Annotated in this window: 32 protein-coding genes and 1 other RNA gene; 27 read left to right on the top strand and 6 right to left on the bottom strand. The window is 32.5% G+C overall.

What is annotated here, in order from left to right; all coding sequences use genetic code 11:
* On the top strand, nt 1–266 hold a 266-nt coding region (locus tag B5D14_RS12245; RefSeq protein ID WP_078711861.1), incomplete at its 5' end, for an IS3 family transposase.
* Nucleotides 267–360: 94 nt separating this feature from the next.
* On the opposite strand, the gene B5D14_RS06850 is transcribed toward B5D14_RS12245, so the two are convergent.
* The 3 genes from B5D14_RS06850 to B5D14_RS06840 are packed head-to-tail and all read right to left on the bottom strand — an operon-like array spanning nt 361 to nt 2,555.
* Entirely contained in the window at nt 361–1,062 is a 702-nt protein-coding gene (locus tag B5D14_RS06850) for a sugar isomerase domain-containing protein (protein ID WP_200804772.1), read from the bottom strand.
* A 23-nt stretch (nt 1,063–1,085) separates the two neighbouring features.
* Nucleotides 1,086–2,141 carry a serine hydrolase domain-containing protein gene (locus tag B5D14_RS06845; RefSeq protein ID WP_078711853.1) on the bottom strand — a complete coding sequence of 352 codons (1,056 nt, stop codon included), beginning with the start codon at nt 2,139–2,141 and terminating at the stop codon, nt 1,086–1,088.
* Nucleotides 2,142–2,144: 3 nt separating this feature from the next.
* Nucleotides 2,145–2,555, bottom strand: coding sequence for a PTS sugar transporter subunit IIA (locus B5D14_RS06840; RefSeq protein ID WP_078711852.1), 411 nt, complete (start codon nt 2,553–2,555; stop codon nt 2,145–2,147).
* Between the two features lie 148 nt (nt 2,556–2,703).
* Between B5D14_RS06840 and B5D14_RS06835 the strand changes: the two genes are divergently transcribed.
* Complete coding sequence (locus B5D14_RS06835; protein ID WP_078711851.1) at nt 2,704–3,192, top strand: PTS sugar transporter subunit IIB; 489 nt, start codon at nt 2,704–2,706, stop codon at nt 3,190–3,192.
* A gap of 64 nt (nt 3,193–3,256) precedes the next feature.
* Here B5D14_RS06835 and B5D14_RS06830 read toward each other — a convergent pair whose 3' ends face one another.
* Nucleotides 3,257–3,739 carry a hypothetical protein gene (locus B5D14_RS06830; protein WP_078711850.1) on the bottom strand — a complete coding sequence of 161 codons (483 nt, stop codon included), beginning with the start codon at nt 3,737–3,739 and terminating at the stop codon, nt 3,257–3,259.
* 102 nt (nt 3,740–3,841) lie between these two features.
* On the opposite strand from B5D14_RS06830, the gene B5D14_RS06825 reads away from it, so the two are divergent.
* The 9 genes from B5D14_RS06825 to B5D14_RS06785 all read left to right on the top strand — a co-directional run bounded on the left by B5D14_RS06825 (nt 3,842) and on the right by B5D14_RS06785 (nt 10,768).
* Nucleotides 3,842–4,345 (top strand): hypothetical protein, encoded by a 504-nt coding sequence (locus B5D14_RS06825; protein ID WP_078711849.1) that lies wholly within the window; start codon nt 3,842–3,844, stop codon nt 4,343–4,345.
* The gene (locus B5D14_RS06820) at nt 4,345–5,289 is read left to right on the top strand and encodes a hypothetical protein (RefSeq protein ID WP_078711848.1); all 945 of its coding nucleotides are present in this window, start codon (nt 4,345–4,347) and stop codon (nt 5,287–5,289) included. Before B5D14_RS06825 ends, B5D14_RS06820 begins: the two co-directional genes overlap by 1 nt.
* 129 nt (nt 5,290–5,418) lie before the next feature.
* Nucleotides 5,419–6,162, top strand: coding sequence for a sugar isomerase domain-containing protein (locus B5D14_RS06815; protein WP_078711847.1), 744 nt, complete (start codon nt 5,419–5,421; stop codon nt 6,160–6,162).
* Between the two features lie 13 nt (nt 6,163–6,175).
* Nucleotides 6,176–6,925 (top strand): sugar isomerase domain-containing protein, encoded by a 750-nt coding sequence (locus B5D14_RS06810; RefSeq protein WP_078711846.1) that lies wholly within the window; start codon nt 6,176–6,178, stop codon nt 6,923–6,925.
* 10 nt (nt 6,926–6,935) lie between these two features.
* A complete protein-coding gene (locus tag B5D14_RS06805; protein WP_078711845.1) occupies nt 6,936–7,658 on the top strand; it encodes a sugar isomerase domain-containing protein in 723 nt (240 codons plus the stop codon).
* 127 nt (nt 7,659–7,785) lie between these two features.
* Nucleotides 7,786–8,574 carry a PTS mannose/fructose/sorbose/N-acetylgalactosamine transporter subunit IIC gene (locus tag B5D14_RS06800; protein WP_078711844.1) on the top strand — a complete coding sequence of 263 codons (789 nt, stop codon included), beginning with the start codon at nt 7,786–7,788 and terminating at the stop codon, nt 8,572–8,574.
* Nucleotides 8,564–9,403 carry a PTS system mannose/fructose/sorbose family transporter subunit IID gene (locus B5D14_RS06795; RefSeq protein ID WP_078711843.1) on the top strand — a complete coding sequence of 280 codons (840 nt, stop codon included), beginning with the start codon at nt 8,564–8,566 and terminating at the stop codon, nt 9,401–9,403. The genes B5D14_RS06800 and B5D14_RS06795 overlap by 11 nt, the downstream gene beginning before the upstream one ends.
* Before the next feature lie 100 nt (nt 9,404–9,503).
* Nucleotides 9,504–10,172: a hypothetical protein gene (locus B5D14_RS06790; protein WP_078711842.1), complete on the top strand. Its 669-nt coding sequence runs from the start codon at nt 9,504–9,506 to the stop codon at nt 10,170–10,172.
* Nucleotides 10,173–10,192: 20 nt separating this feature from the next.
* Nucleotides 10,193–10,768 carry a hypothetical protein gene (locus tag B5D14_RS06785; protein ID WP_078711841.1) on the top strand — a complete coding sequence of 192 codons (576 nt, stop codon included), beginning with the start codon at nt 10,193–10,195 and terminating at the stop codon, nt 10,766–10,768.
* 38 nt (nt 10,769–10,806) lie between these two features.
* On the opposite strand, the gene B5D14_RS06780 is transcribed toward B5D14_RS06785, so the two are convergent.
* Nucleotides 10,807–11,508 carry a copper homeostasis protein CutC gene (locus B5D14_RS06780; RefSeq protein WP_159443749.1) on the bottom strand — a complete coding sequence of 234 codons (702 nt, stop codon included), beginning with the start codon at nt 11,506–11,508 and terminating at the stop codon, nt 10,807–10,809.
* Nucleotides 11,509–11,612: 104 nt separating this feature from the next.
* Between B5D14_RS06780 and nagA (B5D14_RS06775) the strand changes: the two genes are divergently transcribed.
* From nagA (B5D14_RS06775) to yhfZ, 6 genes are read left to right on the top strand one after another with little or no spacing between them, the layout of a single operon-like run.
* Nucleotides 11,613–12,752, top strand: a complete 1,140-nt coding sequence (gene nagA, locus B5D14_RS06775) for an N-acetylglucosamine-6-phosphate deacetylase (protein ID WP_078711839.1) — start codon at nt 11,613–11,615, stop codon at nt 12,750–12,752.
* Nucleotides 12,753–12,755: 3 nt separating this feature from the next.
* A complete protein-coding gene (gene nagA / locus B5D14_RS06770) occupies nt 12,756–13,886 on the top strand; it encodes an N-acetylglucosamine-6-phosphate deacetylase (protein ID WP_078711838.1) in 1,131 nt (376 codons plus the stop codon).
* A complete protein-coding gene (locus tag B5D14_RS06765) occupies nt 13,883–14,677 on the top strand; it encodes an HAD family hydrolase (protein ID WP_078711837.1) in 795 nt (264 codons plus the stop codon). The genes nagA (B5D14_RS06770) and B5D14_RS06765 overlap by 4 nt, the downstream gene beginning before the upstream one ends.
* The gene (locus B5D14_RS06760) at nt 14,670–15,449 is read left to right on the top strand and encodes an HAD family hydrolase (protein ID WP_078711836.1); all 780 of its coding nucleotides are present in this window, start codon (nt 14,670–14,672) and stop codon (nt 15,447–15,449) included. The genes B5D14_RS06765 and B5D14_RS06760 overlap by 8 nt, the downstream gene beginning before the upstream one ends.
* A gap of 11 nt (nt 15,450–15,460) precedes the next feature.
* A complete protein-coding gene (locus B5D14_RS06755; RefSeq protein WP_078711835.1) occupies nt 15,461–16,345 on the top strand; it encodes a Cof-type HAD-IIB family hydrolase in 885 nt (294 codons plus the stop codon).
* 50 nt (nt 16,346–16,395) lie between these two features.
* Nucleotides 16,396–17,319: a GntR family transcriptional regulator YhfZ gene (gene yhfZ / locus B5D14_RS06750; protein WP_078711834.1), complete on the top strand. Its 924-nt coding sequence runs from the start codon at nt 16,396–16,398 to the stop codon at nt 17,317–17,319.
* 75 nt (nt 17,320–17,394) lie between these two features.
* Here yhfZ and B5D14_RS06745 read toward each other — a convergent pair whose 3' ends face one another.
* Nucleotides 17,395–18,342: an ORF6N domain-containing protein gene (locus B5D14_RS06745; RefSeq protein WP_078711833.1), complete on the bottom strand. Its 948-nt coding sequence runs from the start codon at nt 18,340–18,342 to the stop codon at nt 17,395–17,397.
* 115 nt (nt 18,343–18,457) lie between these two features.
* Here B5D14_RS06745 and ffs point away from each other — a divergent pair.
* The 10 genes from ffs (at nt 18,458) to licT (ending at nt 26,191) form a co-directional block, all read left to right on the top strand.
* Nucleotides 18,458–18,552: signal recognition particle sRNA small type (gene ffs / locus B5D14_RS06740), an RNA gene on the top strand.
* 17 nt (nt 18,553–18,569) lie between these two features.
* Nucleotides 18,570–19,037 (top strand): NUDIX hydrolase, encoded by a 468-nt coding sequence (locus B5D14_RS06735; protein ID WP_078711832.1) that lies wholly within the window; start codon nt 18,570–18,572, stop codon nt 19,035–19,037.
* Nucleotides 19,021–19,494, top strand: a complete 474-nt coding sequence (tadA, locus tag B5D14_RS06730) for a tRNA adenosine(34) deaminase TadA (protein WP_078711831.1) — start codon at nt 19,021–19,023, stop codon at nt 19,492–19,494. Before B5D14_RS06735 ends, tadA begins: the two co-directional genes overlap by 17 nt.
* 1 nt (nt 19,495) lies before the next feature.
* A complete protein-coding gene (locus B5D14_RS06725) occupies nt 19,496–19,753 on the top strand; it encodes a TfoX/Sxy family protein (protein ID WP_078711830.1) in 258 nt (85 codons plus the stop codon).
* 92 nt (nt 19,754–19,845) lie between these two features.
* Nucleotides 19,846–21,570 (top strand): DNA polymerase III subunit gamma/tau, encoded by a 1,725-nt coding sequence (gene dnaX / locus B5D14_RS06720; RefSeq protein ID WP_078711829.1) that lies wholly within the window; start codon nt 19,846–19,848, stop codon nt 21,568–21,570.
* 3 nt (nt 21,571–21,573) lie between these two features.
* The gene (locus B5D14_RS06715; protein WP_078711828.1) at nt 21,574–21,882 is read left to right on the top strand and encodes a YbaB/EbfC family nucleoid-associated protein; all 309 of its coding nucleotides are present in this window, start codon (nt 21,574–21,576) and stop codon (nt 21,880–21,882) included.
* A gap of 2 nt (nt 21,883–21,884) precedes the next feature.
* Entirely contained in the window at nt 21,885–22,484 is a 600-nt protein-coding gene (recR, locus tag B5D14_RS06710; RefSeq protein WP_078711827.1) for a recombination mediator RecR, read from the top strand.
* Nucleotides 22,485–22,505: 21 nt separating this feature from the next.
* Entirely contained in the window at nt 22,506–24,173 is a 1,668-nt protein-coding gene (locus tag B5D14_RS06705) for a formate--tetrahydrofolate ligase (protein WP_078711826.1), read from the top strand.
* 19 nt (nt 24,174–24,192) lie between these two features.
* Nucleotides 24,193–25,113 (top strand): hypothetical protein, encoded by a 921-nt coding sequence (locus B5D14_RS06700; protein WP_078711825.1) that lies wholly within the window; start codon nt 24,193–24,195, stop codon nt 25,111–25,113.
* Nucleotides 25,114–25,315: 202 nt separating this feature from the next.
* A complete protein-coding gene (gene licT, locus B5D14_RS06695) occupies nt 25,316–26,191 on the top strand; it encodes a BglG family transcription antiterminator LicT (RefSeq protein WP_078711824.1) in 876 nt (291 codons plus the stop codon).
* Nucleotides 26,192–26,213 lie beyond the last annotated feature (22 nt).

Below are 26,213 nucleotides of genomic sequence, written 5' to 3'. Positions count from 1 at the left end.
CGATGTCTAGAAGAGGTAATTGTTGGGATAATGCACCACAAGAATCATTCTTTGCGATATTAAAAACAGAAATGGATTTAAAGAAGTATAGGACTTATGAGGAAATGGCTTTTGCGATAACTGATTATATCAATTACTATAATTACGATCGACCACAGAAACGACTTCATAAGAAGACTCCTTATGAAGTTGATCAGTATCTGACAGATAAAACATTGGTGAAATATCTGCCTGTGATTGTTCCTCAATCAATCATTTATTTATAGTAAAAGCAGATGATTTTTATTCACCTGCTTCATATCTTTTATTCTTGTGTCCTTGACAAGGGGTATAGTTTATAACTAAGTCATTCTTTTCTTTTTAAATTCTGTATAAACGATCGAAATATTTTGCTTCTAATGATTCGTTGAATTCACGTCCACCATCAATGTTTTGTGATTTATAGATTGGAGGAGTAATACCACGACTTATTAGAATTTCTGCAGTTCTATAAGTGATAGCTTGAATGATAACTGAAGTAGTAATCATTGACATACCACAAATTGCAGAATCATATCCTTCAAGAGTACATCCACAGTCTCCATCAGGAACACGGTTATCTAAGATAATATCGGAAAGTTGATATAAGTTTTTTCCACCTGAGTGTTTTGATGTTAGCTTTTTAGAAGCCTCTAATGCAGTTACGCAAATCACAACAGCGCCTTTTTTCTTAGCACCAATTGCTATCTCTATGGGAAGGGGATTTCTACCTGAATTAGAGATAATAAAGACAACATCAGTATCGCGAATATCAACTTTCTTCATGAAGTTAGTACCAACGCCTTCAATTCCTTCGTAAGACCCTCTTGCAGGTTCTACAATTTTTTTAGTAGGAATAAAGCCGCCAGCGCGGTGAGCAACTTCCATTGCGCCTGCTTCAGAGTGACCCGAACCAAATGCTTGAAGCATACCACCTTTTTCTATCGCATCAGCACAAGCAATTGAAGCTTTTTCAATTGCTTCTTGTTGAGTTCTTTCTACATCATCAATTAAATTTTTTACTGTTTCAAATACTGGATTCATAATAAGTTACCTTTTAACCTTTCTTAATTGTTTTTAAAACATTGATAAGCTAAATTGTGAATATTATTTCTTTCTTGAAAAATCTTGGTATTTGATCTAGAAGGGTGTACACGATTGCATGTACATATAAAACCAACATGACGATCTAAATCAATTAATAAACTACATCCTGAAAATCCTGTGTGAAATAAAGTATGTTCACTATAGAAATCTCCAAGTGAGTAGTTTGGATCTGAGAGTACCCAACCAATTGAACGTTTTTCATTTAGTTTTGATGTTTGGCATTTTTTAAGAAGATCGATGGTAGAAGGGCTAAATATACGTCTACCAAAATAAACACCATCATTCAATAACATGTAAACAAAATGTGATAAGTCATTTATTGTTGAGAATACACCAGCATGACCTGAAACACCACCAAGTTTAAATGCTTTACCATCATGAACAACGCCTTTAATAATTCCACCTCTTTCTTGAATATCTTCATAAGCGGCAAAATTATCAATAGGTGAAGATTCAGGATTAAATCCTGTATTTAACATATTCAAAGGCTTAAATAAATTCTCAGTTGCATAATCTTTAAAACTACCTGTAAGGGTTTCTATAATTTGTCCTAATAAAATGAAATTAATATCGGAATACATCACTTCAGTACCAGGAACTTTCTCACATTGCACATTTTTTACAAAATCTAACATTTGATCTTTGGTCATATTCTTATAACCAGTGATATCAGCAGGTAGACCCGAGGTATGTGTAATGCAATGAAGGATTGTTAACTCTTTTTGTGAAAATTCAGGAAGAACTTCACATACTTTTGTTTTTAGTGTTAATTTACCTTGTTCCATAAGTTTTAATATACAACTTGTTGTTGCAAAAACTTTTGTAATTGAAGCAAGATCCCAGATTGTATTTTCATCATTAGGGATTACAGAAGGTACGTTTTGTCGATTTCCAACATGAGTTATTCTAGCTTCTGTTGGGGTAACGATAGCGAAACTTGCTCCAGGGAAAACTCCCTTATCTACACATTCTTGTAAATGTTCGTTAAGCAAATCCCATTGTTCTTTGATAATCACGTTCTATTCATCCTCATCGGAAGACATCATAGCTTGCATAAATGCACGAACATCGACGATTGACTCACGTCCTTGCTCGATGATTGCATCTAATTCAGAATCTTCACTCAATAATGCATTTAATACCATAGGAAAGTTCATTCCTGCGATAAAACTGTATTTTTCCTTTGTCATGAAATATTGGCAAGCAGTATTACATGGAGAACCACCGAATAAGTCAGCAAAAACTAATACTTTATCGTATCCATCTAATTTTGGTTCAACAGCTGCCAGTTTTGCTTTAAACTCTTCTGGTCCATCAGTTGGTTCAAGACAGCAAGCATATAGATTTTCTACATTACCTGCGATCATTTTTAGTGATTCTTTGAATGCTTCGGCATAAAAGCCATGACTAATTAATAAAATTCCTCTCATATTCTTCTCCTTTAATGACTTTATAATAACACAAAAAAATAAAAGGTAAATTGAATATTCAGTTTTTTGTACAAAAAAAACTTGATATTTGTAAGCGGTTATAATAAACTATGCTCAAGGAATAGAATCAAGGTTCTAGGAGGAAATTATGGTAAATATAGTTAATGTTCGTATAGACGAACGTCTTATTCATGGTCAAGTGGCTGCTTATTGGACTAACAATCTAAATGTTACAAGATTAATGGTTATCGATGACTTAGCTTCACAAGATGAAATTCAAAAGATGGCTCTTAAGATGGCTTGCCCATCAACTGTTAAACTTTCAATCTTATCAGTAGACCGTGCAGTTGAACGTTTAAATGATCCAACTGCTTATGAAGGTGAACGTGTATTCATCGTTCTTCGTGGTACAGAGACTTTAGAAAAAGTTATCGAAAAGGGTGCCCCAATTAAGAATATTACTGTTGGTAATATGTCAAATAAAGTAGGTTCTACTCGTGTATACCACACAGTATGTGTAACTCAAGATGACATTAGGAGATTTAGAGAATTAGCTGATAAAGGTATTACATTTACAGCTCAAATGGTTCCAAGTGATGAACCTCAAAATTTCATAGATTTAATTGCGAAGCTATAGAAAAGTATTTAAGATAAAAATACCACCGGATTCGGTGGTATTTCTTATCTATAACAATTAGAATTTACTTCTTCTTACACTCTTCATACTTTTTGTAGATGATGTCGTAAGACTTAGGAGAGACAGGATATTTCTCACCGTTTGTTGTTACTACTTTAACAAAAGCATAGGGAATGTATTTCATTTTATCAAAGTGTTTAATACTTTTATATCTTACGGTTTTACCTTTTACAACGAAACTTGTATCATTGTAGTATAGACTATATTTGTAAGGAGCAGTTAATGCTTCTCCTGCGAATAATAGTGCGATGACAATTCCCATTGATGCAGTAGTTGTATCGTTTAGATAAATCCCATAAATCGTACTACCGATACCGATAGCAACGAAAATAAGATATGAAACAAGAATAAATTTGAAGAATGGGTAATGTTCATACTTTCGATCATTTAAAGCTGCTGAGAGAGTTTCTTTACTTTCTCTGTATTCCTTAACTTTAACCCCTAACATGACACTTCCGATAATGGCTGCAAATAGTACAATAAACATAATTGAATCTCCTTACTTAGAATGAAATCATTATAGCATACAATCGTTGAATGCAAAATTAATCTATAATATTTTGTACATTCACATTGAAAGGAAATTACCATGGAAAATAGCTTAATAGAATTAATGAACATAGAAGATGTAAAAAATCTTGGAACACCAGTCAAAACGATTACATCTAAACCATATTTTGCAATTATCACATGTTTAGTAATTTCGATATTACTAATTTTAAGCAAATCTTTAGCGATATTAGGTTTTATTATTCTTCCGATATCGTTATTAGTATTATGGAAAATACCAAACAGAAAAACAATTGAGTTTTTTGATACTTTCCTTATTGTTTATCCTCAAGGAAAGGAATTACAATGCAAAAAAATTAATTTCAACGATATTATTGAATGGATCGTTAGACAAGGACAACAAAGTGGCGATATTCTCGTTCTTCATTTAACTGGGGATGAATATGTTCAAATGGAAAGTTTTAGAGCTGTTTCAGTTGTACGCCAATTTAATAAAATCATGCCAGATAAAGAAGCAAATAGAAAAAAGAATGCTGAAATGAAAAATACAAAATTTAAATGGCCTTGGGGAGACAAAAAATAATGAATACACAAGATCTAATTCTAAAATATGCAATCGGATTTTCAAAAAGATATACAAGACAACAAAAAAATATATTTATTAATGAAATTGGAAAAGATTTTCAGTCTTATGGATATCGAGTAAATGGAGCTGCTTCAAAGAAAAAAGGTGGCGTATCGATGAATTTGCATGTTGGTGATGTTGCTCACGCAAAAAAATTAGTTGTAGTAAACTATGATACACCACAACACAATTTTGGTAATCCAATGAAATACTATCCTTTCAATGGACCATCTACATTTGCATCATCTTTTTTTCCAATTTATGCACCTACTATTATTGGTGCGATTATAACATTATGGATTGTGGTATCATTTATTCCAAAACTAGATTTTCAAAATAATTTGCTTTTCTCAATTGGTACAATTGCTGTATTAATTATTGTCATGATTGGATCATTTATCATGACAAAGGGAATTGCGAATAAAACTAATTTCAATCGTAATACATCGGGAGTTGTAGCGGCATTAAAGCTTGCAGAAGAATTAGATGATAACCAAAGAAAAGAAGTAGCATTTGTATTAACTGATAATGGCTGTACAAATCACAATGGTGATTACATGCTAAGGGAAGCACTTCCAAAAACAATAGATGAAAGACTTGTTATCATGTTGGATTGTGTTGGATATGGTGATGAGTTTGTCATTGGGTACAAAGAAGATACTAAAAAAGAAGCAGTGGATTTAGCAGCTTGCTTTAAAAATAAACCAAAAAGAAAATTGTGCAATAAAGAGGAATTACGTTATACATCGTTCTCATTTTATAAAAAGGGATTGCTTATTTCAAAAGGAAATTTTATTAAAGAAGAACTAGTAGTTGAAAATATTTCAACAAATAAAGATGTAATTTGTGATGAAGAATCAATCGAAGAAGTAGTTAAAGCAATAAAGAAATATATTAGATAATTGAGGCAAAGAAAATTTATTTTTGGTTAGTAATCAAAATATAAAATATTGTATATTGTCATTGACTTCACTCTCAAACCAGTTATAATAAACTTTGTAAGGGTTACCAAAAAAGAGAAGGAGATAAGAATGGGCACAACTAAGGATTTTTTCCAAGTAGCAAAAGAGTATCTTGAAAAGGCTAAAGAAACTCAAAGAGAACCAATCAAGAATGCTGCAGTTATGATGGCAAATTGTATGGAAACAGATGGTATTGTTCAACTGTTTGGTATTGATCAAGGAAGAGCATTTTCAATGGAATTAGGCTATCGCGCAGGTGGATTAATGCCGTTTCACCAATTTAATACTAAAGATTTAGCACTTCGTGGTGTTATTAGTGAACAAGAATTATATGCTGAAGGGTTTAACAACAGAACAGAGATGGCTCATAAACTATGGGATCTATATCGTGTAGAACCTACAGATATGTTTATTCTTATCAGTAATACAGGCTGCGAAGGAATTATCGTTGAAACAGCTTTAATGGCAAAAGAAAAAGGTAAAAAAGTAATTGCAGTTGTATCAAAGGCAACTTGTGCTGAAACTGATTCTAAACACCCAAGTGGTAAAAAATTAGTCGATGTTGCAGATATCGTAATTGATAACTGCTCACTAAGTCATGATGCATTACTTGATTTAGATGGCACACATAAAATTACTCAAATCTCAACAATTACAGGAAATGTAATTGCACAAATGATTACTGCTGAAGTATATCATTACTTGAAAAATAAAGGTTCAGAATGTCCAGTATTATTAAGTGCTAATATTAAAGGCGCAGATGTTCATAACCGTGCATTATCAGATAAATATTTAGGAAGATGGAATTCTTAGGGAGGATATGAACATGACAGAAATTACAATGGATGTATTCTACACAGAATTACTTAAATTAATCGATACTCTTTACGATAAAGAGAATGGCAACATCGAAAAAGCAGCAGAAATTTGTGCAGAATCAGTAGCAAAAGGTGGTGTGATTCATGTGTTTGGATCAGGACACTCAATTGGATTTGGTATGGAAATGCAAAACCGTATTGGTAGTTTAGCTTGCATCCATTCAATTGATACAGCTGACTTCGTTTTAAAAAATAAATTTACATTAGAAGAATTCAAGGATCCAGATAATGTATTCGAAAGACGTCCAGGGATTGCGGATCAATTATATGATTTGTATAAAATGGACCCAGCAGATGCTTTTATTATCATCTCTAACTCAGGTATCAACGGAGTTGTAATTGATATGGCAATTACTGCAAAAGAAAGAGGACATAAGGTTATTGTTGTTACAAGTTGGCAACATACAACTGCAGAAGACTCAAGACACCCAAGCGGTAAGAAACTTTATGAACTAGGTGATGTTGTGATTGATAACTGTGGACCTCAGGGGGATGCGTTAATTGAAACAGGTGGTCCTGAAAAGATTTGTTCAGTTTCTTCAATTACAGGAGCTTTCATAGCACAAACTATCGCTTCAGAAACTTGTCGCATGTTACAAGAAAAAGGAATCGAAAGTCCAATTTATTGGGATGAAGCACTAGAAGGCGCAAAAGAGCATAACGAAGCGCTAAAACAAAAGTATTTAGGAAGAATATAGGAGAAGAAAAATGTACGATTTTGAATATATGAACAAAATTGATGAACTTTTACACAAAGTTTATGATATAAATAAGGTAGAAATACAAAAACTTGCAAGAATTTTTGCAGATAACATAAAAAATGACAAAATCATTCATACCTTTGGTACAGGTCATTCTCATATGATTGGAATAGAATTATTTGGTAGAGCAGGTGGTCTTGGAAATGTTAACGCATTACTAGATCCAGACGCTTTAACAGCATTTGGTGCTCAACGTAGTGGAGCAATTGAAAAATTACCAGGCGTTGCAGATATTATTTATGATAGTTACAAAATTGAAAAAGGTGACATCATGATTATTTCTAGTAATTCAGGACGTAATGCACTTCCGATTGAAATGGCAATGCGTTGCCAAAAAGAAGGTGTTTATGTTATTGCGGTTACTAACTTAGAGCAATCAAAAAACACAACAAGTCGTCATCCATCAGGTAAACGTTTATTCGAATGTGCTGATTGTGTACTTGATAATGCAGTTCCATCAGGAGATGCATTGTTAGATATTAATGGATTATTAACTGGTCCAGGATCTTCAATTTCAAGTATGTTTGTATTGAATACAATCGTTGCTGAAGCATTAAAAATTTGTGATGCTGAAGGAATTAAAGCACCTGTATTCCAATCTCAAAACGTAGATGGATTTGATAACGATTCAATTTATAACAAATATTATGGAAGAGTAAAACATTTCTAGGATATAACGATTTACTATAAATGGAGAATACGTTTAGATGTTGTTTGTCAGACAATGAAAAACGTTTCTTATATTCGAAGGCACTCGCCTTCAAAAGTAACCATAAAAACAATAGAGGAGGTTAGTTATGGCTGAACTTAATTTTCTACAAATCCTTCTAATTAGTTTGTGGGCATTCTGGGGTATTATTGATGGATTATCATTTAACTTCGGATTCAACAGCTGCATCGCTGCTTGTTTATTTACAGGTATCGTTGTAGGCAACCCAACATACGGACTAATTGTAGGAGGTACGCTTCAAATGACGCAATTAGGGGTAGGAACTTATGGAGGAGCATCAGTTCTTAATATTACGTCATCAGGAATGATCACTACTGCACTTGGATCACTTTCAGGAGAAGATCCAGTAACTCTTGCAGCATCTATCGGTATTGCACTAGCTGCATTATTCGTACAATTAGACATTCTTGCTCGTTTCTCAAATACAGTATTCCAACATATCGCTGACAAATATGTGGAAGACGGTAACACAAAAGGCATCAACTTAATGAACCATTTAGGTATTATTCCTTGGGGATTATCTCGTGGATTACCAGTATTCTTATTACTAATGTTTGGACAACCACTTGTTGACTCTTTGATGACAATCATTCCAGCTTGGTTAATGGATGGATTCAAAGTAGCTGGTGGATTACTTCCAGTAGTAGGTTTCGCAATCTTATTACGTTACCTTCCAGTTTTAAAGAAACCTCAATTCTTAATTCTTGGTTTCGTATTAGCAGCTTACCTTAAAATTCCAGTACTTGGTGTTGGACTTATCGGTTTAGTTGCTGCATTAATTACTTATCAAAATGCTACTGCTGCACCTGCTGCAGGAGGTTCTGCATCTACAGGAGGTTCTGACTATGAAGAATAATGGATCTAAATTCACAGCTAAAGAGCTACGCCGCGTAAATCTTCGTTGGATTTGGCAATCACAAATTGGTTGGAACTATGAACGTATGCAAGGTCTTGGTTACCTTTCTACAATGCTTCCTGTTATCAATCGTTTATATGGAGACAATCCAGAATTAAAAGCTAAGGCTTTACATGTACATTCACAATTCTTTAATACTCAACCAAACATGGGTGATATTATCGTTGGTATGAACATCGCTATTGAAGAACAATCAGCTAACTCAGCTGGTCTTGATGTAGCAGCTTCAATTAAAACAGCTTTAATGGGACCATTCGCAGGTATTGGGGATACAATCTTCGGTATGATTACTGGAGCAGTATTTGGATCAATCGCTGCTACAATGGCTCTTGAAGGAAATGCAATTGGTATTGCTATTTGGACTTTATGGCAAATCGCTTGTTTCTTCTTCCGTTTCAAAATGTTCGATCTTGGATACGAACAAGGTATTAAATTAGTTACTACATTAAGTGGTAAGATGAACGCTCTTACAGAAGCTGCTGCAGTTCTAGGACTTACAGTTGTTGGATGTATGATTGCTACAATGATTAAATTCAATCTTGCTTCTATCAACGTTGGTCTTGGTATCTTCGAAGATGGTGCAGAATTAATGAAAGAATTCCCATTACAAACTTATGCTGATTCAATCATGCCAGCATTGTTCCCAGCTGTATTAGCTGCACTTTGCTACTGGTTATTAGGTAAGAAATGGATGAACTCTAACAAGTTAATCATTTCTGTAGTTATTGCTGCTATCTTATTAAGATTCTTCGGTATCGTAGCTGCTTAATTCAACTACTAAAGAGTATTTCTACAATAGAGATACTCTTTTTTTTTTGTACTTCTATGCTATGATAAACATATAGAAGAAAAACAAATAGAGGGAAATTATGGCAAGAAAAATTATTTCGTTGTTACTAGTCTCGATGTTATTTCTTTTTGGGTGTACTTCAAATCAAGCAAGTACTTCAAAAATACAGTTTGGTAAAATGAATCTTTCAACATGCAAAGTAATCGCAACAGATTTAATAAACAAAAGCACAGATTTTGAAGAATATGTTCCAGTATATCCAGAGTTTGATTTCATGTACATCGAAAATGAACCTTCAGTAAAAAATGCAACACTCATCATTGATGAGGATCTATCAAATAAAAAACTTCCTGAAACACTTTCTTTCACAAATGATAATTATACATTAGTGCAAACAGATGGTCTAAAACCAGAAGTGGTTGTAGAAGTGTTTCCAAAAACAGGAATAGAAAAAATAGATGCATACATTCAAAATGGTAAAGTAGAAAAAACATTTGTCAAATACAAAAACAAAGATGCTGATTGTTTACTTGCAATATCATTGACCATCTTTGATAAGGACATAACGGAAAATACAGTTAATGAAATAAATGATTTATTGATAGAGAGTGAAAATTTCTCCCAGCTTGAAAAACAACAAGCTACTAAAACAGGGTACGTATACAAAGATACAAAAGAAACTTTTGCTGTTTCATATTTTGAAGAAAATAAACTAGTGTTTGATTATAGTGTAGTTATCAACTATTGAGTATAGATGAAGGAGAAAAAATGGAAACGATCAAGAAAATTATAAATAAAGCAATGTTGAATACGTACGTATTTAATTTAGTTTTAGGATTTATACTTGTAGTGATAACATTATTTTTTGTTAATCAAAATGATTTCGCAAAAATATTATTTGGTTTATCAGTAGCATATTTTGGATTGTTTTTATCTTTATACTCTGGTAAAGCATCTATTTTGAAGAAGTTTTATAAATCACTGGAAACGGAAGATACAAAAGATTATCGAATTGTTGAAAACACAATCTTTCTTACTGATTGCTTAGTATCGTTTAGTTTCAATGTTCCAGTAAAAATTAGTTACAAAGATATTATTTTAGTAAGACATGACCCTAATGTATTTGAAAAAACAAGACCAGGATATCAAGGGAATCATAAGATATTTATTAAAGCAAATGGACAAGAAGTTTTAATTCCTGTTAAGGATGAAAGCATAGCACAAAAAATAATGAATTTTTTAGAAACAAAGAATGCGAACATACAATTTCAACACAAGACAATATCATTTGAAGAAACACAATTATCCGACTTGGATAACTACTCAGTCAAAACAAGATTTTAATAAGAAAAGCGGAGAACTAAAGGTTCCCCGCTTTTGAATTAAATATTACTTAAAATATTATTTAAATTTTCTCTTGAAACTTCTACATAATCACCATCATCATGAGCCATGTGTTTTGCTGTCATGTGTATTTCAGTACATTGAGTTGTATCAAGGATATTACGTATATTATGATCTCGAACACCACCACCAACAAGGATTGTAATTTTATCGTTGTATTCTTGAATCAATTTTTTAAGAATATCAAATCCGTATTCAATATGAGGGTAGTTTTCTCCACCACTTGTAAGGATACGATCAACGCCACATTCAATACAATCTTCACAAGCTTGGATTTTATCTGGTGTTGAATCAAATGCTTTGTGGACAATAACTTCACGGTTATACTTTTTAATAAGATCTGCCATTTTCTTTGTACGTTCCTTATCAATGGAGTTATCACTGTTTAGAAAACCAAATACAATACCATCAGCACCGTTTTGCAGTAATAGTTCTGCATCAATCAACATACTTTGAAATTGCTTTTCAGTATAATGGAAACCTGCAGTACGAGGACGTACCATACAACACATTGGAATATTTGACACTTTCTTAGCTTCAACTAATGTACCTACGGAACAAGTACATCCACCTAGTTCTAGAGAACTATTTAACTCAATTCGGTCAATTGGAAAATCATTTGCAATCATTGTGTCTTCAATCGATCCACAACATACCTCAATTACGTAATTTTTTATCATAAAACTCTCCTTTTTTATAAATAAAGTATAACACTTTTTGTATTGTGATTGAACCATTATACAATAAATTGTATAATGAAAGTAATAGAAAAGAGGAATAGTTTATGATAATTCAAAGTAAAAGTGTTTGGGTGTCAGGTGTATTCATTGAAGCACAAGTAGAAATCAAAGATGGAAAGATAGAAAACATCTATCCTTATGGTACTAATGCAGTAGATAAAGATTATGGAGAAGATCGTATTATACCAGGTATGATTGATGTACATTGTCACGGTGGTCTTGGCTTTGATACTAATGATGCAAATCCAGAAGGACTAGTTAAATGGGCTAAAGGTTTATTAGAAGAAGGAATTACGTCTTTCTGTCCAACTACAGTTACACAAAGTGAAGATGTTTTATCAAAAGCATTAGAAAATGTTGCGAGTGTTGTGAAAGAAGGATATGAAGGTTCTGAAATTGTTGGAATTCATTTTGAAGGTCCTTATCTTAATGTTAAAAATAAAGGTGCACAACCAGAACAATTTATTGTTACGCCAAGTGTTGAACAATTCAAAATGTATCAAGAAAAAGCAAATGGTTTAATCAAAGTAATGACTTTAGCTACAGAGTTAGATCCAAATTATGCATTAACTAAATATGCTTCTCAACATGGAGTTAATGTATCAATTGGTCACTCTGCTGCTACTTATAATGATGCTTGCATTGCAGTTGCAAATGGAGCTAATGGAATGACACATGTGTACAATGGTATGAATGGATTACATCATCGTGAACCATCATTGGTTGGTGCAGCGATGAGACTTAAAGATACATATTGTGAAATCATTGGAGATGGTAATCACGTTGTATGGCCAGCAATCTATGCATTGGTAGAAAGCAAAGGTAGAGATTATTGTTTATTGGTTGATGATGCATTGTGTGCTAAAGGTTGCGCTCCAGGACATTATGAACTTGGAGGCAATGAAATTGAAATCAGAGAAAATGGTTCTGCATATCTTGCGGGTACAAATACACTAGCTGGTGGAACATTAAAATTTAATAAAGCAATTCAAAACTTAGTAGAAAAAGTATTACTACCAATTGATACTGCAATTAATATGGCTACATTGAATCCAGCAAGATATTTAGGTATCGATAATCGCAAAGGAAAAATTTGTTCAGGGTATGATGCAGATTTAGTTGTACTTGATCGTGAGTATGAAGTTGTTCAAGTTTATGCAAAAGGTAAACTAGTAAAGGAATAAAAAATGATTATTCAAAGTACACGCGTTTGGATTGATGAAAAATTTCAATCTGCACAGCTAGAAATAAAAGACAATAAAATTGTAGGAATTCATGAATACAATAAATATCCTGTAGATACAGATTATAAAGATGAAAGAATATTACCAGGATTACTCGATATTCATGCTCATGGATTTAATGGTATGGATAGTAATTATGCAACAGCTGATGGTTTAAAACATTGGATTGCTTCGCTACCGAAAGAAGGTGTTACAAGTTTTCTTGTTACAACATCTACTGCTCCAGAAGCAAATCTACTTGAATCGTATGAACTTATATCAAAAGTAATTGATGAAAAACTACCAGGAGCAACACCTTTAGGTATTCATGTTGAAGGTCCACAAATTTCATTTGATTTTAAAGGTGCTCATAATCCTTATTTAATTCAAAAACCAAATGTAGAACAGTTTAAACGATATCAAGAACATGCACAAAATAAAATTAAACTAATTTGTATCGCACCTGAAATGGATGAAAACCACGAATTAATAAAATATTGTGTAAACAACAATGTAAAAGTTACACTAGGTCATACTGGAGCAAAATATGATGAATGCGTTCAAGCAATGCATGATGGTGCAAGAAGTTTTACTCATACATTTAACGGAATGTTAGGAGTTCATCATCGCGAACCAGGAAGTGCAGGTGCTGCTTTGGCGTTAGATGATATGTATGCTGAATTAATTTGTGATGGTGTACATGTTCACTATGCAGTAGCGAAAACGGTAGTACGTGCTAAAGGAAAAGATAAACTAATTCTTGTAACAGATGCTGTTCAAATTAAAGGGCTTAAACCTGGAATCTATGATATGCCTGGAAGATGGGTAGAAGTTAAAGAAGATGGGTGTGGCCGATTAAAAGATGGGCGACTTGCAGGAAGTTCAAACAAAATGATTACAATGTTAAAAAACTGTATTGAACATTGTGATGCTGAGGAAGTAGTTGCGATTAATGCAGCAACAAAGAATCCAGCAAGATTCCTAGGGCTAGATACCAAAGGTGAAATCAAATTAAATAATGATGCGGATGTTATTGTTATTGATGATACCTACCAAGTAATTCAGACATATATTAACGGAAATCCAGTATTATGAGATATAAAGCAATTGCGGTAGATATTGATGGAACAATCATGAATCATGGAAAAGAGATGATATCACCACTTCTTTACAAAACATTTCTAACTTGTAAAGAAAAAGGATTAAAACTTGTCGTTGTTACAAGTCGTTCACTCAAAGAGATGGAACCGATTCATCAAGAGCTACTCGATTTATTTGATTATAAAGTGTACTCTACGGGTGGTATTGTATTTGATAAAAACACATGTATTCGAAAGCATACATTAACTAGAAAAGATTTAGAAACATTAATCCAGCATTTAGATCAAAAAGATATTTTATATTCTTATTCAAAGTTGGACGGTGTTTTCTATTATAGTAGACAAGCAAGTGAAAACCAAGCTAAGAAATATGAATCATTGTTTGGACACGGTTATCCAATAGAGGCACTAAAAGAGAATGTAGAAGTTTTAGATTTTTTATACTTCATTGATGATCATCAAGAAAATGAAGTCTTAAATTATATTCATGACACAACAGAATTGTGTGACTTCAAAATTCATGGACAAGTTAAACCTAAAGGGATAAATAAGGGTTATGGAGTTAGCGAAACTGCTAGTTTGATGGGATTAAGCACGAAGGACTTTATTGTCTTTGGAGATGGCACAAATGATGTATCCATGTTTAATGTTGCAGGAGTAAGTGTTGCAATGGGCAATGCAAGTGATGAAGTAAAGGGATTTGCAAATGAAGTATGCTTGCCTGTTGAAAAAGATGGGGTTGCACACTATTTAATTGATTTACTAAGGAGGATAGAAAATGATTAAAGCAGCTTTCTTTGATATTGATGGAACGAGTTACCAAAATGATATACATGATAGCCCTGAGTCAACGAAAGTTGCATTCAAAAAATTGAAAGAATTAGGAATTAAAATTTCAGTTTGTACCAGTCGTTCATATCCCGAACTAATAAAACTACCAAAGCATTATTATGAACTAATGGATGCGATGGTTTGTGCAGGTGGTGCTCAAATTGTAGTTGATGGGAAATTAGCCGTAGCACATAAAATTGATAGTGAAGATACAAAAAATGTAATTGAACTTTTCCATAAGTACAATCTAGATTATCGTTGGACAAGTGTGAATGGAGAAAATCACTTAAGCACTGAAAAAGAAGATGTTAAAAAAATCTTTATGCATTTTTACAATATGACACCAACTTGTAAGCCATATCAAGGTGAGGAGTTAGTTCATCTTTTATACTATTGTGATGACCCTAAAATAAAAGAGGAGATTACAAAGTGTTGCAAGAATAGTTATCATTTAGTAATAGGTTATGCAAACGAAATAACAGCAAAAAATATTTCTAAATCTCATGGAACTGTTGAGTGCGCAAGTTTATTTGGTATTCAACCAGATGAAATTGTTGCCTTTGGTGATGGGAACAATGATATCGACATGCTTCAAAAAGCAACCATTGGAATAGCTATGGGGAATGCAAAACAAGGTGTTAAAGATGCTGCTGATTATGTTACAGAGAACATTGAAAACGATGGTTTATACAAAGCGTGTGAACATTTTAATTGGTTTCAAGAATAGGGAGACTACATATGGATAAAATAAAAATGATTGTCATGGATATGGATGGGACATTACTCAATTCTAAACGTGAAATAAGTGAAGAGACACGAGATGCATTGATTAGTGCCCAAGAAAAGGGAATACGGATTGTTCTTGCATCAGGAAGAAGCTATCGCTCATTATTACAATATGGCGAGATTTTAAGAATGCCAGAATTTGGTGGATATTTTATTGGTGTCAATGGTGCGGCACTTACGAATACCGCAACAATGGAACATGAAATTATTCGACAATTACAACTTGATGAAATCAATGAAATATTCAATGCAGTCAAGCCATATGAAATTGAAGTTATGGGGGTACTTGATGAAACAATTTATGATTATATTCCAGATAGTCTTAGAGAATTAAAAAGACAATTTAGAATTGATAATAACATTCAGGATGATGTTCCATGGACTGCAGGTACTTTTTCAATGGTAGAAGATCAAAGAAAAAATAAGTATTTAAATATTTATGATATAAAAGGGCCAGAAGAAATTGATCAAGCAGTGAATAAAGTATGTTTGGCTCATACAAAAGAAACACTCGAAAAACCATATGAATGGTTAATGGAAAATTTAAGTCACAAATATCACTTTGCAAGAACTTCAATGCAATGGATTGAATGTGCACCACTTGGCATAAATAAAGGAAGTGCTATTTTAAGACTTGCAGAAGAATTAGGTTTTACTTCAAATGAAATTATAGTATTTGGAGATGGAGAAAATGATTTAACAATGTTCAATGCAGTGAAATACCCTGTTGCTATGGGTAATGCAATGGAGAAAGTTAAGGAAGCAGCATTTGAAATAACATTAGATAATAATTCAAATGGCATTTCAGCATTTTTAAAAAAGTATAATTTATGTTAAAATCTATTTAAGGTAATTCAAACTCAAGAAAAATAATAAGAGGGGTAACTATGTCTTACACAGATTTTCATTTATTTGATAAAAATGCATCAACAATTATCTTTTTATCAAAACTCTTCATCCAAATGGATTTAGGAACACGAATCCCTACATTTGAAGAACTATCGAAAGATATTGGTGTTGCAAGAGGAACAATACAAAATTCTTTAAAGAAGCTACAAGAAGTTAGAGCTATTGATATTAACCCAAGAGGTCATATGGGTTCATATCTTGTAAGTAAAAATACTAAAATATTAATTCAAATGGCAGATATTCGCCAACTATTGGGAGCGATGTCATTGCCTTATTCAAAAACTTATGAAGGTTTAGCAACAGGATTAATCACTACATTGCATAATGAATATGAAATTCCAGTAAGCATGGCTTACATGAGAGATGCGGTTATTCGACTCGATGCGATGATTAAAGGGAGTTATGATTTTGTTATTTTATCTAAGGGGTCAGCGGATACTGCAATTAAATTAGGAAAACCAGTAGTAAAGGTAATCGACTTTGGTCCAAAAACATACCTAAGTGCCCATGTTTTGTTGTTTAGTAATCAAAAGTCAAAAGAAATTGTTGATGGTATGAGAGTGGGTCTTGCAAAAGATGCTCACGAACAAAACAGATGGACTAAAAAGTTATGCCGAGGTAAAAAAGTAAATTATGTAACATTGGATTATTCAAAAATTATCCCAGCATTGAAGCAAAAAGAAATTGATGCAACAGTTTGGAATAAAGATGAAGTTAACGATGCACTTATCCAAATGAACACAAAACCAATTCAATCAAATGGAGAAGATACATCAGCAGTACTGATGGTTAATAAATATCGTCCAGAATTAATTAAGTTATTTAGAGAAATCATCGATATTGAAGAAGTTAAACGTATTCAACAAGAGGTAATATTAGAAACAATATCACCACAATATTAAATATGACTTTCGAGTCATATTTTTTAATTCTTCAAGGCAAATGGTTTATAAACCATGAAACTTTGTCAACTTGCATTATATTGTAAACTCAGTACAAGATTTTACTTTGGCGTATATTTCTTTTATATCTTCAATTCTAATGATTGTAGTTAACTTGCTTCCTAAATCTTTGATCGATCCTCCAACCAAGTAACCTGTTGAGTTTTCTGTTTCTATATCTATAAAAATAAAACGATCATGTACTTTATTTTTTAAATCGAATAATTTACTTTTAGGATGTTTAATTTTAAAATTATTCCAATCACGTGAAGATAAAATATTTTTTGTTGAATCATTGAATAAATTAAGAGTAATTTCTTGATGTAGTACTAAAAACTTTTCAAGTGTTCCAATACCAATATAGGGATCGATGATATCAATTGAATGTTTAGCTGATTTGATGATGTTATTGATAACTATAGAAGCTTCAACAATCTCCCCTTTGAACACAACCATTTGTGTAAGAACATTTCCCTTATTAAAATCACCAATGAACTTGTTGAATACTTTGATATTCTGTTTAATTTCTGCTACATCCCCAACGAGATTGTTAACCTGATTGACTAATTGTTGATAACCGATACTTTCCACTAATTGATTATGTTCGCCAATAAAGTGTCTCATATCTTTAAAAGCACGCATAATTGCGATACTTTGCTGTATTGCGATATCACTTTTAAGAACGGCAGAAAGCATATAGACTCCTTGTTCTGTGAATGCATATGGCGCGTATTTTATATTTGAACCCCTTCCTTCCAAGGTCACAAATTGTGACCTTGGAAGCTCCTTTACTTCTTTGGGAGTTAATTTGAACATAAAATCACTTGGGAATCTTTCCAAGTTACGTTTAACTTGTTGATTTAAGACTTTTACTTCATATCCATAAATTAAAGCTAAATCAAAATCTAATATAACTTGTTGCCCACGGATTTTGTAGATTATATTTTTAATTTGTTTTTGCTCTATCGTATTTATCATTTGCATACCTATCTCATTCTTACTTTAATTTTATGCACATAGACTAGAAATCCTAGGATGGATTTAACTCGTTTGATATCAATCATAGTTCTTCTTGTGAATTACATAAAAATTTCGTATAATTAATAACGGTACAACAAGTATGTATTGAATCAGGTCAGGACCGGAAGGTAGCAGCCTTAAGAACCTCTACTTGTGTGTACCCTTTTTATATTCCAAAGGAGGTAAACTCTATGAAAACAACTTTATGCTATCTTGAACAAGAAGATTGTTATTTAATGATGCATCGTATTAAAAAGAAAGATGACATTAACGAAGGGAAATGGATTGGTTTAGGGGGTAAGTTTATTGGAAATGAAAGTCCTGAAGACTGTTTATTAAGAGAAATTAAAGAAGAGATTAATGTAGAATTACTCGAATACGTTTTAAGAGGGGTAATTACATTTATTAATCAAAATAATTATACTGAAACTATGTATTTATATAATGCAACGAAATTTTTAGGAGATGTTGATTTAAATTGTAGTGAAGGAGAATTGGCTTGGGTTTGTAAAGATAGTTTGATGAATTTGCCCATATGGGAAGGTGACAAATATTTTCTTGAAAAATTAATCAAGGGAGAACCTTTCTTTACAATGAAACTTTGCTATAATGGTGATAAATTGATAGAGGCATATTGCAACGATGAAAAAATTAAATGAACATGAAAAATACATGAAACTTGCGATAAAAGAAGCTTTAAAAGCGAGTGAAATAGATGAGGTTCCGGTAGGTGCTATCATCCTTTTTGAGGGTAAAATCATTGCAAGAGGGTATAATAAAAGAAATAAAAGTCAAAATGCCACAGCACATGCTGAACACATTGCAATTGAAAAGGCATGCAAAAAATTGAAATCATGGCGACTTGAGAATTGTGAACTGTATGTTACATTAGAGCCGTGTCCTATGTGTGCAGGAGCGATTATTCAATCCCGTATACCTAAGGTCTATTTTGGTGCGTTTGACCCAAAGGGTGGTTGCTTTGGAAGTTGTGTAGACTTCAGGGAAATTAAAGGATTCAATCATTATCCAAATGTTCAAGGTGGTATTCTTCAAGAAGAATGTGCAATGTTACTAAAAGAATTTTTTAAATCAAAGAGAAAAAATAAAGGTGAATAAGATGGGTAGTTTGTCAAAAGTTGTAAACATTGGGAAAGTGTTAGAGCAAAATTTACATGATATTGGTATTGATACAATTGAAGAATTAAAACAAAAGGGTAGTCAAAAAGCATGGCTTGAAATAAAGAAAAAAGTAGATCCGACAGCTTGTATTAATCAATTGTACGCACTTGAAGGGGCAGTTCAAGGTATTCGTTGGCATGATTTAGATGAAAAAAGCAAAATTGAATGCAAAGACTTCTTTGAAATCTATAAATAACCAGGAATGGGTACTTGAATACCCACTATAAAACCATGGACATTTTTGGTATAATAAATAAAGTAAGTTAGTAAAAAAGGAGGAAGGCAAAAATGGGTTATAAAGCATTATATCGTACGTATCGCCCAACTTCTTTTGAAGAAGTCGTAGGTCAAAAACATATTATAACGACTTTGATGAATGCAGTTAAACAAAATAAAACAGCACATGCATATTTACTGTGTGGACCACGTGGTACTGGGAAAACTTCTGTAGCACGTCTTTTAGCTAAAGCAGTGAATTGTGAAGATAAAGAAAATGCACCCTGTAATGTATGTGAAAATTGCAAGGCAAGTGATGCAGGAACACATCAAGACATCGTTGAAATAGATGCTGCAAGTAGCAGTGGTGTAGATCAAATAAGAGATTTAATTGAAAAGGTAAAATATTCACCAATTCAAGGTAAATTTAAAGTATACATTATCGATGAAGTTCATATGTTATCTCAAGGTGCTTTTAATGCTCTATTAAAAACATTGGAAGAACCGCCGGCACACGTAATCTTTGTCTTGGCTACAACAGAACCATACAAAGTTTTACCAACCATTATTTCACGTTGTCAACGTTATGACTTTGGCAAAGTTGCACAAGATGAAATCATCCAACGACTTCGTTATGTTGTGGATACCGAAGGAATTAAAGTTGATGATGAAGCATTGCGATTAGTTGCGGTATTATCTGATGGAGGGATGCGTGATGCATTGAGTATTTTAGATCAATGTATTGCTTATGCACAAGACGAAATTACAGTTAAGCATGTTAATGATATTTATGGTATAACAACAATCAAAGAAAAAATGGAATTAATCCAAAATATCTTTGACAAAGATGCGCGATCATTACTCAACATGATTCAATCATTAAATGAAAAAGGTGTTGATATTCGTCGTCTTACAAATGATTTAGTTGAAGTATTAAAAGAAAGCGTAATTTATTCCTATACAAGTGATTCAGGTTTACTTCAAATATTAAATGTAGAAGAAGTAGAAACAATCAGTAATAATAAAGATGCTAACACACTTCTTAAAATGATTGATGTTTTAATGGAAGCAACAGTATCTTATAGAAACGCAAGCAATGTAACTTCTTATTTTGAAGTAGCAGTTCTAAAAATGATAGGAGCAACTACCGAAAAAGCACAAGTAGTTGAAGTTGTAAAACCAATTGTTTCTTTAGAACCAAAACGAGAGAATATGGCAAAACCAGAAGTTAAAATTGAAAAAGAAGTAGTTGATAACATAGAAGTAAGTGACGAAGAAATTCAAGAGGAAGTAAAACCTAAAAAGCAAGAAAGTATACCTACATTGGATAGTGAATTTGTATTGAGTTTATTATCAGGTGCAAGCAAAGAAAATAAAGAACTTGATAAGCAGATATGGAATACATTGGATAGTAAATCAAGAGAGATGACTTGTGCTAAATGTGCAACAATATTAAAGCACACAGAAATAGCAGCAAGTGGACAAGATTATTTGGTTCTTGCAACAGATTCAACAGCTGAAGCAAATCAAATCAATGATTTACAATTAAACCAAGAACTATATTATTTTGTAAAAGAACAATGTGATTTGGATAAAATGATTTATGCAATCGACAAGAATTTGTTTGCGCGTATTACACAAGAATTCAAAGAGCGTTGGACTAAAAATGAATTGCCAGATGCAGCAATTATCACCAAGTATAAGAAAGTTGTAACAAAAGAGAAAAAGAAAACCAGTGAAGAAAAACTAATTGATTTATTTGGTGAAGAAAATATTACTATTTTTGAGGAGGAATAAAAAATGGATTTACAAAATTTATTAAAGCAAGCACAAAAAATGCAAGGTAGCATTCAAAAAATTGAATCAGAATTGAATGAATCAGAATATACAGGTAGTGCTGGAGGTAATGGAGTAAATGTTACGATTAAAGGTAACTATGAAGTTACAAATATTACTATTGATGAAGATTTATTAGAAAAAGATAACAAGGATATGTTACAAGATTTAATAATGGTTGCGATTAATCAAGCAGTAGAAACTGCAAGCAAAGATCGTGAAGAAAAAATGGGAGCAGTAACAGCTGGTGTTAAAATGCCAGGTATGTTCTAATTATGTATCCGAAAAGTTTAGAAGAATTAATTGAATATTTTAAACTTCTTCCAGGAGTTGGTGCAAAAACTGCAGAGCGCTATGCACTCCTCATGTTAGATACAAGTGAAGAAGATATTCAAGGATTTGCAAAAGCTTTAATTGATTGCAAGACAAACATTCATACATGTTTAATATGTGGAAATTACAGTGAAGATGATACTTGTTTAATATGCCAAGATACTTCAAGAAACAAAAGAATTATTTGTGTTGTGCAATCAGCAAAAGATATTATTGCAATGGAAAAAACAAGAGAGTTTAATGGTGTGTATCATGTGCTTCAAGGTGTAATATCACCAAGAAAAGGTGTATTACCAGAAGACTTAAATATCCAATCATTAATGAGACGAGTGGACCAGGGAGTTGATGAAGTAATTCTTGCGACAAACCTAACACTTGAAGGAGAAACAACAGCGCTATATTTAGCGAAGTTATTAGAAGAAAAGAATTGTTTAACTACACGGATTGCTCATGGATTACCAATGGGTGGACATCTAGATTATGCTGATGAACTTACTCTAATCAAAGCATTAGAGGGTCGTAAACAAATGAAGAACGATTAATCAAAAGCGGGGGAAAAGGAAATGAAAACAGACTTACAAATTGCTCAAGAAAATGTGATGGAACCCATCTCAAAAATTGTAGAGAAAGCGCACATTGATCCTAAGTATGTAGAATACTATGGTTCAACAAAAGCTAAAATCAACAATGACCTAATGCAAGAATTACAAGATAAGAAAGATGGAAAACTTATTTTAGTAACGGCAATTAACCCAACAAAAGCAGGAGAAGGAAAATCAACAACAACAGTAGGATTAGTTGATGGACTTTCACTAATAGGTAAAAATGTAATGGGTTGTTTGCGTGAGCCATCACTGGGACCAGTGTTTGGTTTAAAGGGTGGAGCAACAGGTGGTGGCTATGCACAGGTAGTTCCAATGGAAGATATCAATTTGCACTTCACTGGAGATATGCATGCAATCACAACGACGAATAATTTAGTATCAGCTGTTTTGGATAATTCAATCTATCAAGGAAATGAATTAAATATCGATCCAACAAAAGTAATTTGGAAAAGATGTTTAGATATGAATGATAGAACATTACGTAGTATTACAATCGCGCAAGATAAACCAACCAATGGAGTGGAAAGAAAAGATAGTTTCTGCATCACAGTTGCAACAGAGGTAATGGCCGTTTTATGTTTATCTAAAGATTTAAAAGACTTTGAAGAAAGAATTAATCGATGCATTGTTGCTTATACATATGATGATCAACCAGTTACGATTAAAGACTTAAAAGTAGGTGGTGCTTTAGCGGTAGTTATGAAAGAGGCAATTAAACCAAACTTAGTACAAACATTACAAAAGACACCAGTATTAATTCATGGTGGTCCTTTTGCTAACATTGCTCACGGTTGTAATTCTGTTATTGCTACTAAGATGGCATTAAAACTTGCTGATTATGTAGTGACTGAAGCAGGATTTGGGGCAGATTTAGGAGCTGAAAAATTCTTAGATATAAAATGTAGAGTTGCAGAATTAAAACCAAATGCAATTGTTGTTGTTGCAACAATTCGTGCACTTAAATTACATGGTGGTGTAAGTGCAGATGAGTTAGGAAATGAAAATGTTGAAGCAATGTTGAAAGGTATTGAAAACTTAGAAAAACATATTGATACTGTAAAACAATTTGGAGTACCAATACTAGTTGCAATTAATAAGTTTACTAAAGATACTGATGCGGAAGTAGCAGCATTAGAAAAATGGTGTGAAGAAAAAGGAGTACTTGTATCCTTATCTGATGCATGGGCAAAGGGTGGAGAAGGTACAATTGATTTAGCAAAAAAAGTTGTTGCATGTTGTGATGAGGAATCACATTATGCACCAATCTATGATGTAAATGATTCAATTGAAAATAAAGTGTTAACCATTACTCAAAAAGTATATGGTGGTAAAGGTGTTGTGTTTAGTGATGAAGCGAAGGTACAAATTGAAAAATTAAAACAATTAGGTTTTGAACATTTACCTATTTGTATGGCTAAAACACCAATGTCACTTACAGATGATCCAAAAATTATGGGAAGACCTAGTGGTTTCGATATTCATGTCAACGAAGTAAAAGTATCTGCTGGAGCTGGATTCATTGTTGTCTTTACTGGAAGTATTATGACAATGCCAGGACTTCCAAAAGTACCTGCAGCACTTGGTATGGGTGTTGATGAAAATGGAGATAGTTACGGAATTTTCTAAATAAGAAAGGGTAAAGGAAATGTCATCAATTGCGTATGTTACAGATAAACATATGATTGAATTTCATCGTTTGAATGGAAATCATTCGATGAATTTTTGGCGTCCAGGATCTCAAAAAAGATTTGCAGATTTTATTGAAGGTGATTTACTTTTCTTTCTAGCTAAAGGAAGTGAAAGAGGTAGAAGAAAAGAAAAAGGTATTGTGGGTTATGGAAAGTTTAAGAAATCTTATACATTGAGTTTCAAAAAAATGTGGAAAGAATATGGAACTTTAAATGGCTATGCAACTCAAGATGAGTTGTATGATGCAATATTAAAAGTATCGAAAGATAAAGTTATGCCGAAACAAATGAACTGTTTGTTTTTGGATGAAGTTGTTTTCTTCCAATCACCAATTTATTTAAGTGAAGTTGGTGTCATAATTTCAAATAAAATAGAAAGTTATATTTATTTAGATAAAGAAGATCCACAAGCTACATCAAAGCTTTTAAGTAAAGCAAATGAAAGTGGAATAGATATGTGGACAGTAGCGATGTCTTCAAGTGAACCTAAACCAACACTAGAAGAGGATGAAGTAAAACATCAGTTCTCTCTTGTTTATCAAAAAATAAATGATGATTTTTATACTGATACTGAACTTAAAAAAGCAAAGAAACTATCAAGAGAAAAGTGTGAAGACTCTTCTTTTGAATTAATTAAAGGAAGTAAGATGGATTGCATTTGCTATGAAAATAATGAAGTTACGATTGCAGTTCCATTCATTTATAAGTCAAAAGATTATAATCGTAAAATACAATATTTAATTGGACACTTAGTTAGTTATCGAATTTTAATTAAAGAAATAAGTGAATACAATTTCAAACTGAAATTTGAACTTCTAACTGAACAACCATTAATAGATAGCACTGTGGAATTAATAAAAAAACTTAATGAAGAATAATAGATACCTATTGCTCAATTTATGAGTGATAGGTTTTTCATATGTCAAAAAAATAAAATTTTAAGAACTAGTTGACAAAAGCGGTTACATTAGATAATATGGAATCATATTTAGGGTTGTAACTTTAAGAAGGCAAGGCCTAAACTTCGTATCCATTATTTTTGGGCGTAGTTTAGGCTTTTATTTTTAAAGGAAAGGGGGTGTGTTCTTGAAAATCAAAAAAGTATTTAACAATAATATTGTTTTAGCAGAAGATGAGCGATTTCTAGAAGTAATTCTTTTAGGCAAAGGAATTGGTTATGGAGTCAATCAAGGCGATGATGTTAATCTTAGCAAAATTGAAAAAACATTTTCGATTGAATCTGAAGATCTTCAAGCAAGATTTGTTAAACTTGTAAATGATGTTCCCATTAATCACATTGAGCTAACTAAAAAAATTATCGAATTTGCTGAGAAGAAATTAGATACTAAATTTGATGACTCGATTTTTATAGGTCTAGCTGATCATATTAATTTTGCAATTAAAAGAGCAAAAGAACATGATGAGCTAAAGAATGCACTTCTATGGGAAATAAAGAAATTTTATAGGCCTGAATTTAATGTAGCACTTGAATCTTTGGATTTAATAGCATATTCTGAGGGCATCCGGATGTCTGAAGATGAAGCAAGTTTTATAGCTATGCACTTTGTAAATGGCCAACAAAGTGGCAGTGGTGTAAAGAAAACAGTGGAAGCTACAATGATTATTCAAGATATCCTAAATATAATAAAATTTCATTATAAAATTGATTTAGATGAAGATTCAATTAACTACAGTAGATTTATAACGCATGTTCGTTTCTTTCTACAAAGAATTAACAGTACTAATCAATCGAATGATGATTTTCTATTTGATCAAATTAAGACAAAATATCCAGATACATACAAATGTGTTAAGAGAGTTAAGCTATATCTAGAATCAAAAATTAATATCAGTATTACAAATGAAGAAATGTTATATTTCATGCTCCATGTTAGAAGATTAACAGAAAGAGCAATAGAATCGAAAAAGGTTGTAACCGAAGAGGGCAAGGCTTGAGGATTCAAAAAACTTTTAATAG

It is taken from the genome of Anaerorhabdus furcosa, assembly GCF_900167375.1.
Classification (GTDB): Bacteria; Bacillota_I; Bacilli_A; order Erysipelotrichales; family Erysipelotrichaceae; genus Anaerorhabdus; species Anaerorhabdus furcosa.
This window is presented reverse-complemented; position numbering and strand designations above follow the sequence as displayed.

Excerpts from the sequence above, each read along its gene's own strand:
- B5D14_RS06850 (WP_200804772.1), bottom strand. The coding sequence starts at position 1,062 with ATGAATCCAGTATTTGAAACAGTAAAAAATTTAATTGATGATGTAGAA.
- B5D14_RS06840 (WP_078711852.1), bottom strand. The coding sequence starts at position 2,555 with ATGAGAGGAATTTTATTAATTAGTCATGGCTTTTATGCCGAAGCATTC.
- B5D14_RS06835 (WP_078711851.1), top strand. The coding sequence starts at position 2,704 with ATGGTAAATATAGTTAATGTTCGTATAGACGAACGTCTTATTCATGGT.
- B5D14_RS06830 (WP_078711850.1), bottom strand. The coding sequence starts at position 3,739 with ATGTTTATTGTACTATTTGCAGCCATTATCGGAAGTGTCATGTTAGGG.
- B5D14_RS06825 (WP_078711849.1), top strand. The coding sequence starts at position 3,842 with ATGGAAAATAGCTTAATAGAATTAATGAACATAGAAGATGTAAAAAAT.
- B5D14_RS06820 (WP_078711848.1), top strand. The coding sequence starts at position 4,345 with ATGAATACACAAGATCTAATTCTAAAATATGCAATCGGATTTTCAAAA.
- B5D14_RS06815 (WP_078711847.1), top strand. The coding sequence starts at position 5,419 with ATGGGCACAACTAAGGATTTTTTCCAAGTAGCAAAAGAGTATCTTGAA.
- B5D14_RS06810 (WP_078711846.1), top strand. The coding sequence starts at position 6,176 with ATGACAGAAATTACAATGGATGTATTCTACACAGAATTACTTAAATTA.
- B5D14_RS06805 (WP_078711845.1), top strand. The coding sequence starts at position 6,936 with ATGTACGATTTTGAATATATGAACAAAATTGATGAACTTTTACACAAA.
- B5D14_RS06800 (WP_078711844.1), top strand. The coding sequence starts at position 7,786 with ATGGCTGAACTTAATTTTCTACAAATCCTTCTAATTAGTTTGTGGGCA.
- B5D14_RS06795 (WP_078711843.1), top strand. The coding sequence starts at position 8,564 with ATGAAGAATAATGGATCTAAATTCACAGCTAAAGAGCTACGCCGCGTA.
- B5D14_RS06790 (WP_078711842.1), top strand. The coding sequence starts at position 9,504 with ATGGCAAGAAAAATTATTTCGTTGTTACTAGTCTCGATGTTATTTCTT.
- B5D14_RS06785 (WP_078711841.1), top strand. The coding sequence starts at position 10,193 with ATGGAAACGATCAAGAAAATTATAAATAAAGCAATGTTGAATACGTAC.
- B5D14_RS06780 (WP_159443749.1), bottom strand. The coding sequence starts at position 11,508 with ATGATAAAAAATTACGTAATTGAGGTATGTTGTGGATCGATTGAAGAC.
- nagA (WP_078711839.1), top strand. The coding sequence starts at position 11,613 with ATGATAATTCAAAGTAAAAGTGTTTGGGTGTCAGGTGTATTCATTGAA.
- nagA (WP_078711838.1), top strand. The coding sequence starts at position 12,756 with ATGATTATTCAAAGTACACGCGTTTGGATTGATGAAAAATTTCAATCT.
- B5D14_RS06765 (WP_078711837.1), top strand. The coding sequence starts at position 13,883 with ATGAGATATAAAGCAATTGCGGTAGATATTGATGGAACAATCATGAAT.
- B5D14_RS06760 (WP_078711836.1), top strand. The coding sequence starts at position 14,670 with ATGATTAAAGCAGCTTTCTTTGATATTGATGGAACGAGTTACCAAAAT.
- B5D14_RS06755 (WP_078711835.1), top strand. The coding sequence starts at position 15,461 with ATGGATAAAATAAAAATGATTGTCATGGATATGGATGGGACATTACTC.
- yhfZ (WP_078711834.1), top strand. The coding sequence starts at position 16,396 with ATGTCTTACACAGATTTTCATTTATTTGATAAAAATGCATCAACAATT.
- B5D14_RS06745 (WP_078711833.1), bottom strand. The coding sequence starts at position 18,342 with ATGCAAATGATAAATACGATAGAGCAAAAACAAATTAAAAATATAATC.
- B5D14_RS06735 (WP_078711832.1), top strand. The coding sequence starts at position 18,570 with ATGAAAACAACTTTATGCTATCTTGAACAAGAAGATTGTTATTTAATG.
- tadA (WP_078711831.1), top strand. The coding sequence starts at position 19,021 with ATGAAAAAATTAAATGAACATGAAAAATACATGAAACTTGCGATAAAA.
- B5D14_RS06725 (WP_078711830.1), top strand. The coding sequence starts at position 19,496 with ATGGGTAGTTTGTCAAAAGTTGTAAACATTGGGAAAGTGTTAGAGCAA.
- dnaX (WP_078711829.1), top strand. The coding sequence starts at position 19,846 with ATGGGTTATAAAGCATTATATCGTACGTATCGCCCAACTTCTTTTGAA.
- B5D14_RS06715 (WP_078711828.1), top strand. The coding sequence starts at position 21,574 with ATGGATTTACAAAATTTATTAAAGCAAGCACAAAAAATGCAAGGTAGC.
- recR (WP_078711827.1), top strand. The coding sequence starts at position 21,885 with ATGTATCCGAAAAGTTTAGAAGAATTAATTGAATATTTTAAACTTCTT.
- B5D14_RS06705 (WP_078711826.1), top strand. The coding sequence starts at position 22,506 with ATGAAAACAGACTTACAAATTGCTCAAGAAAATGTGATGGAACCCATC.
- B5D14_RS06700 (WP_078711825.1), top strand. The coding sequence starts at position 24,193 with ATGTCATCAATTGCGTATGTTACAGATAAACATATGATTGAATTTCAT.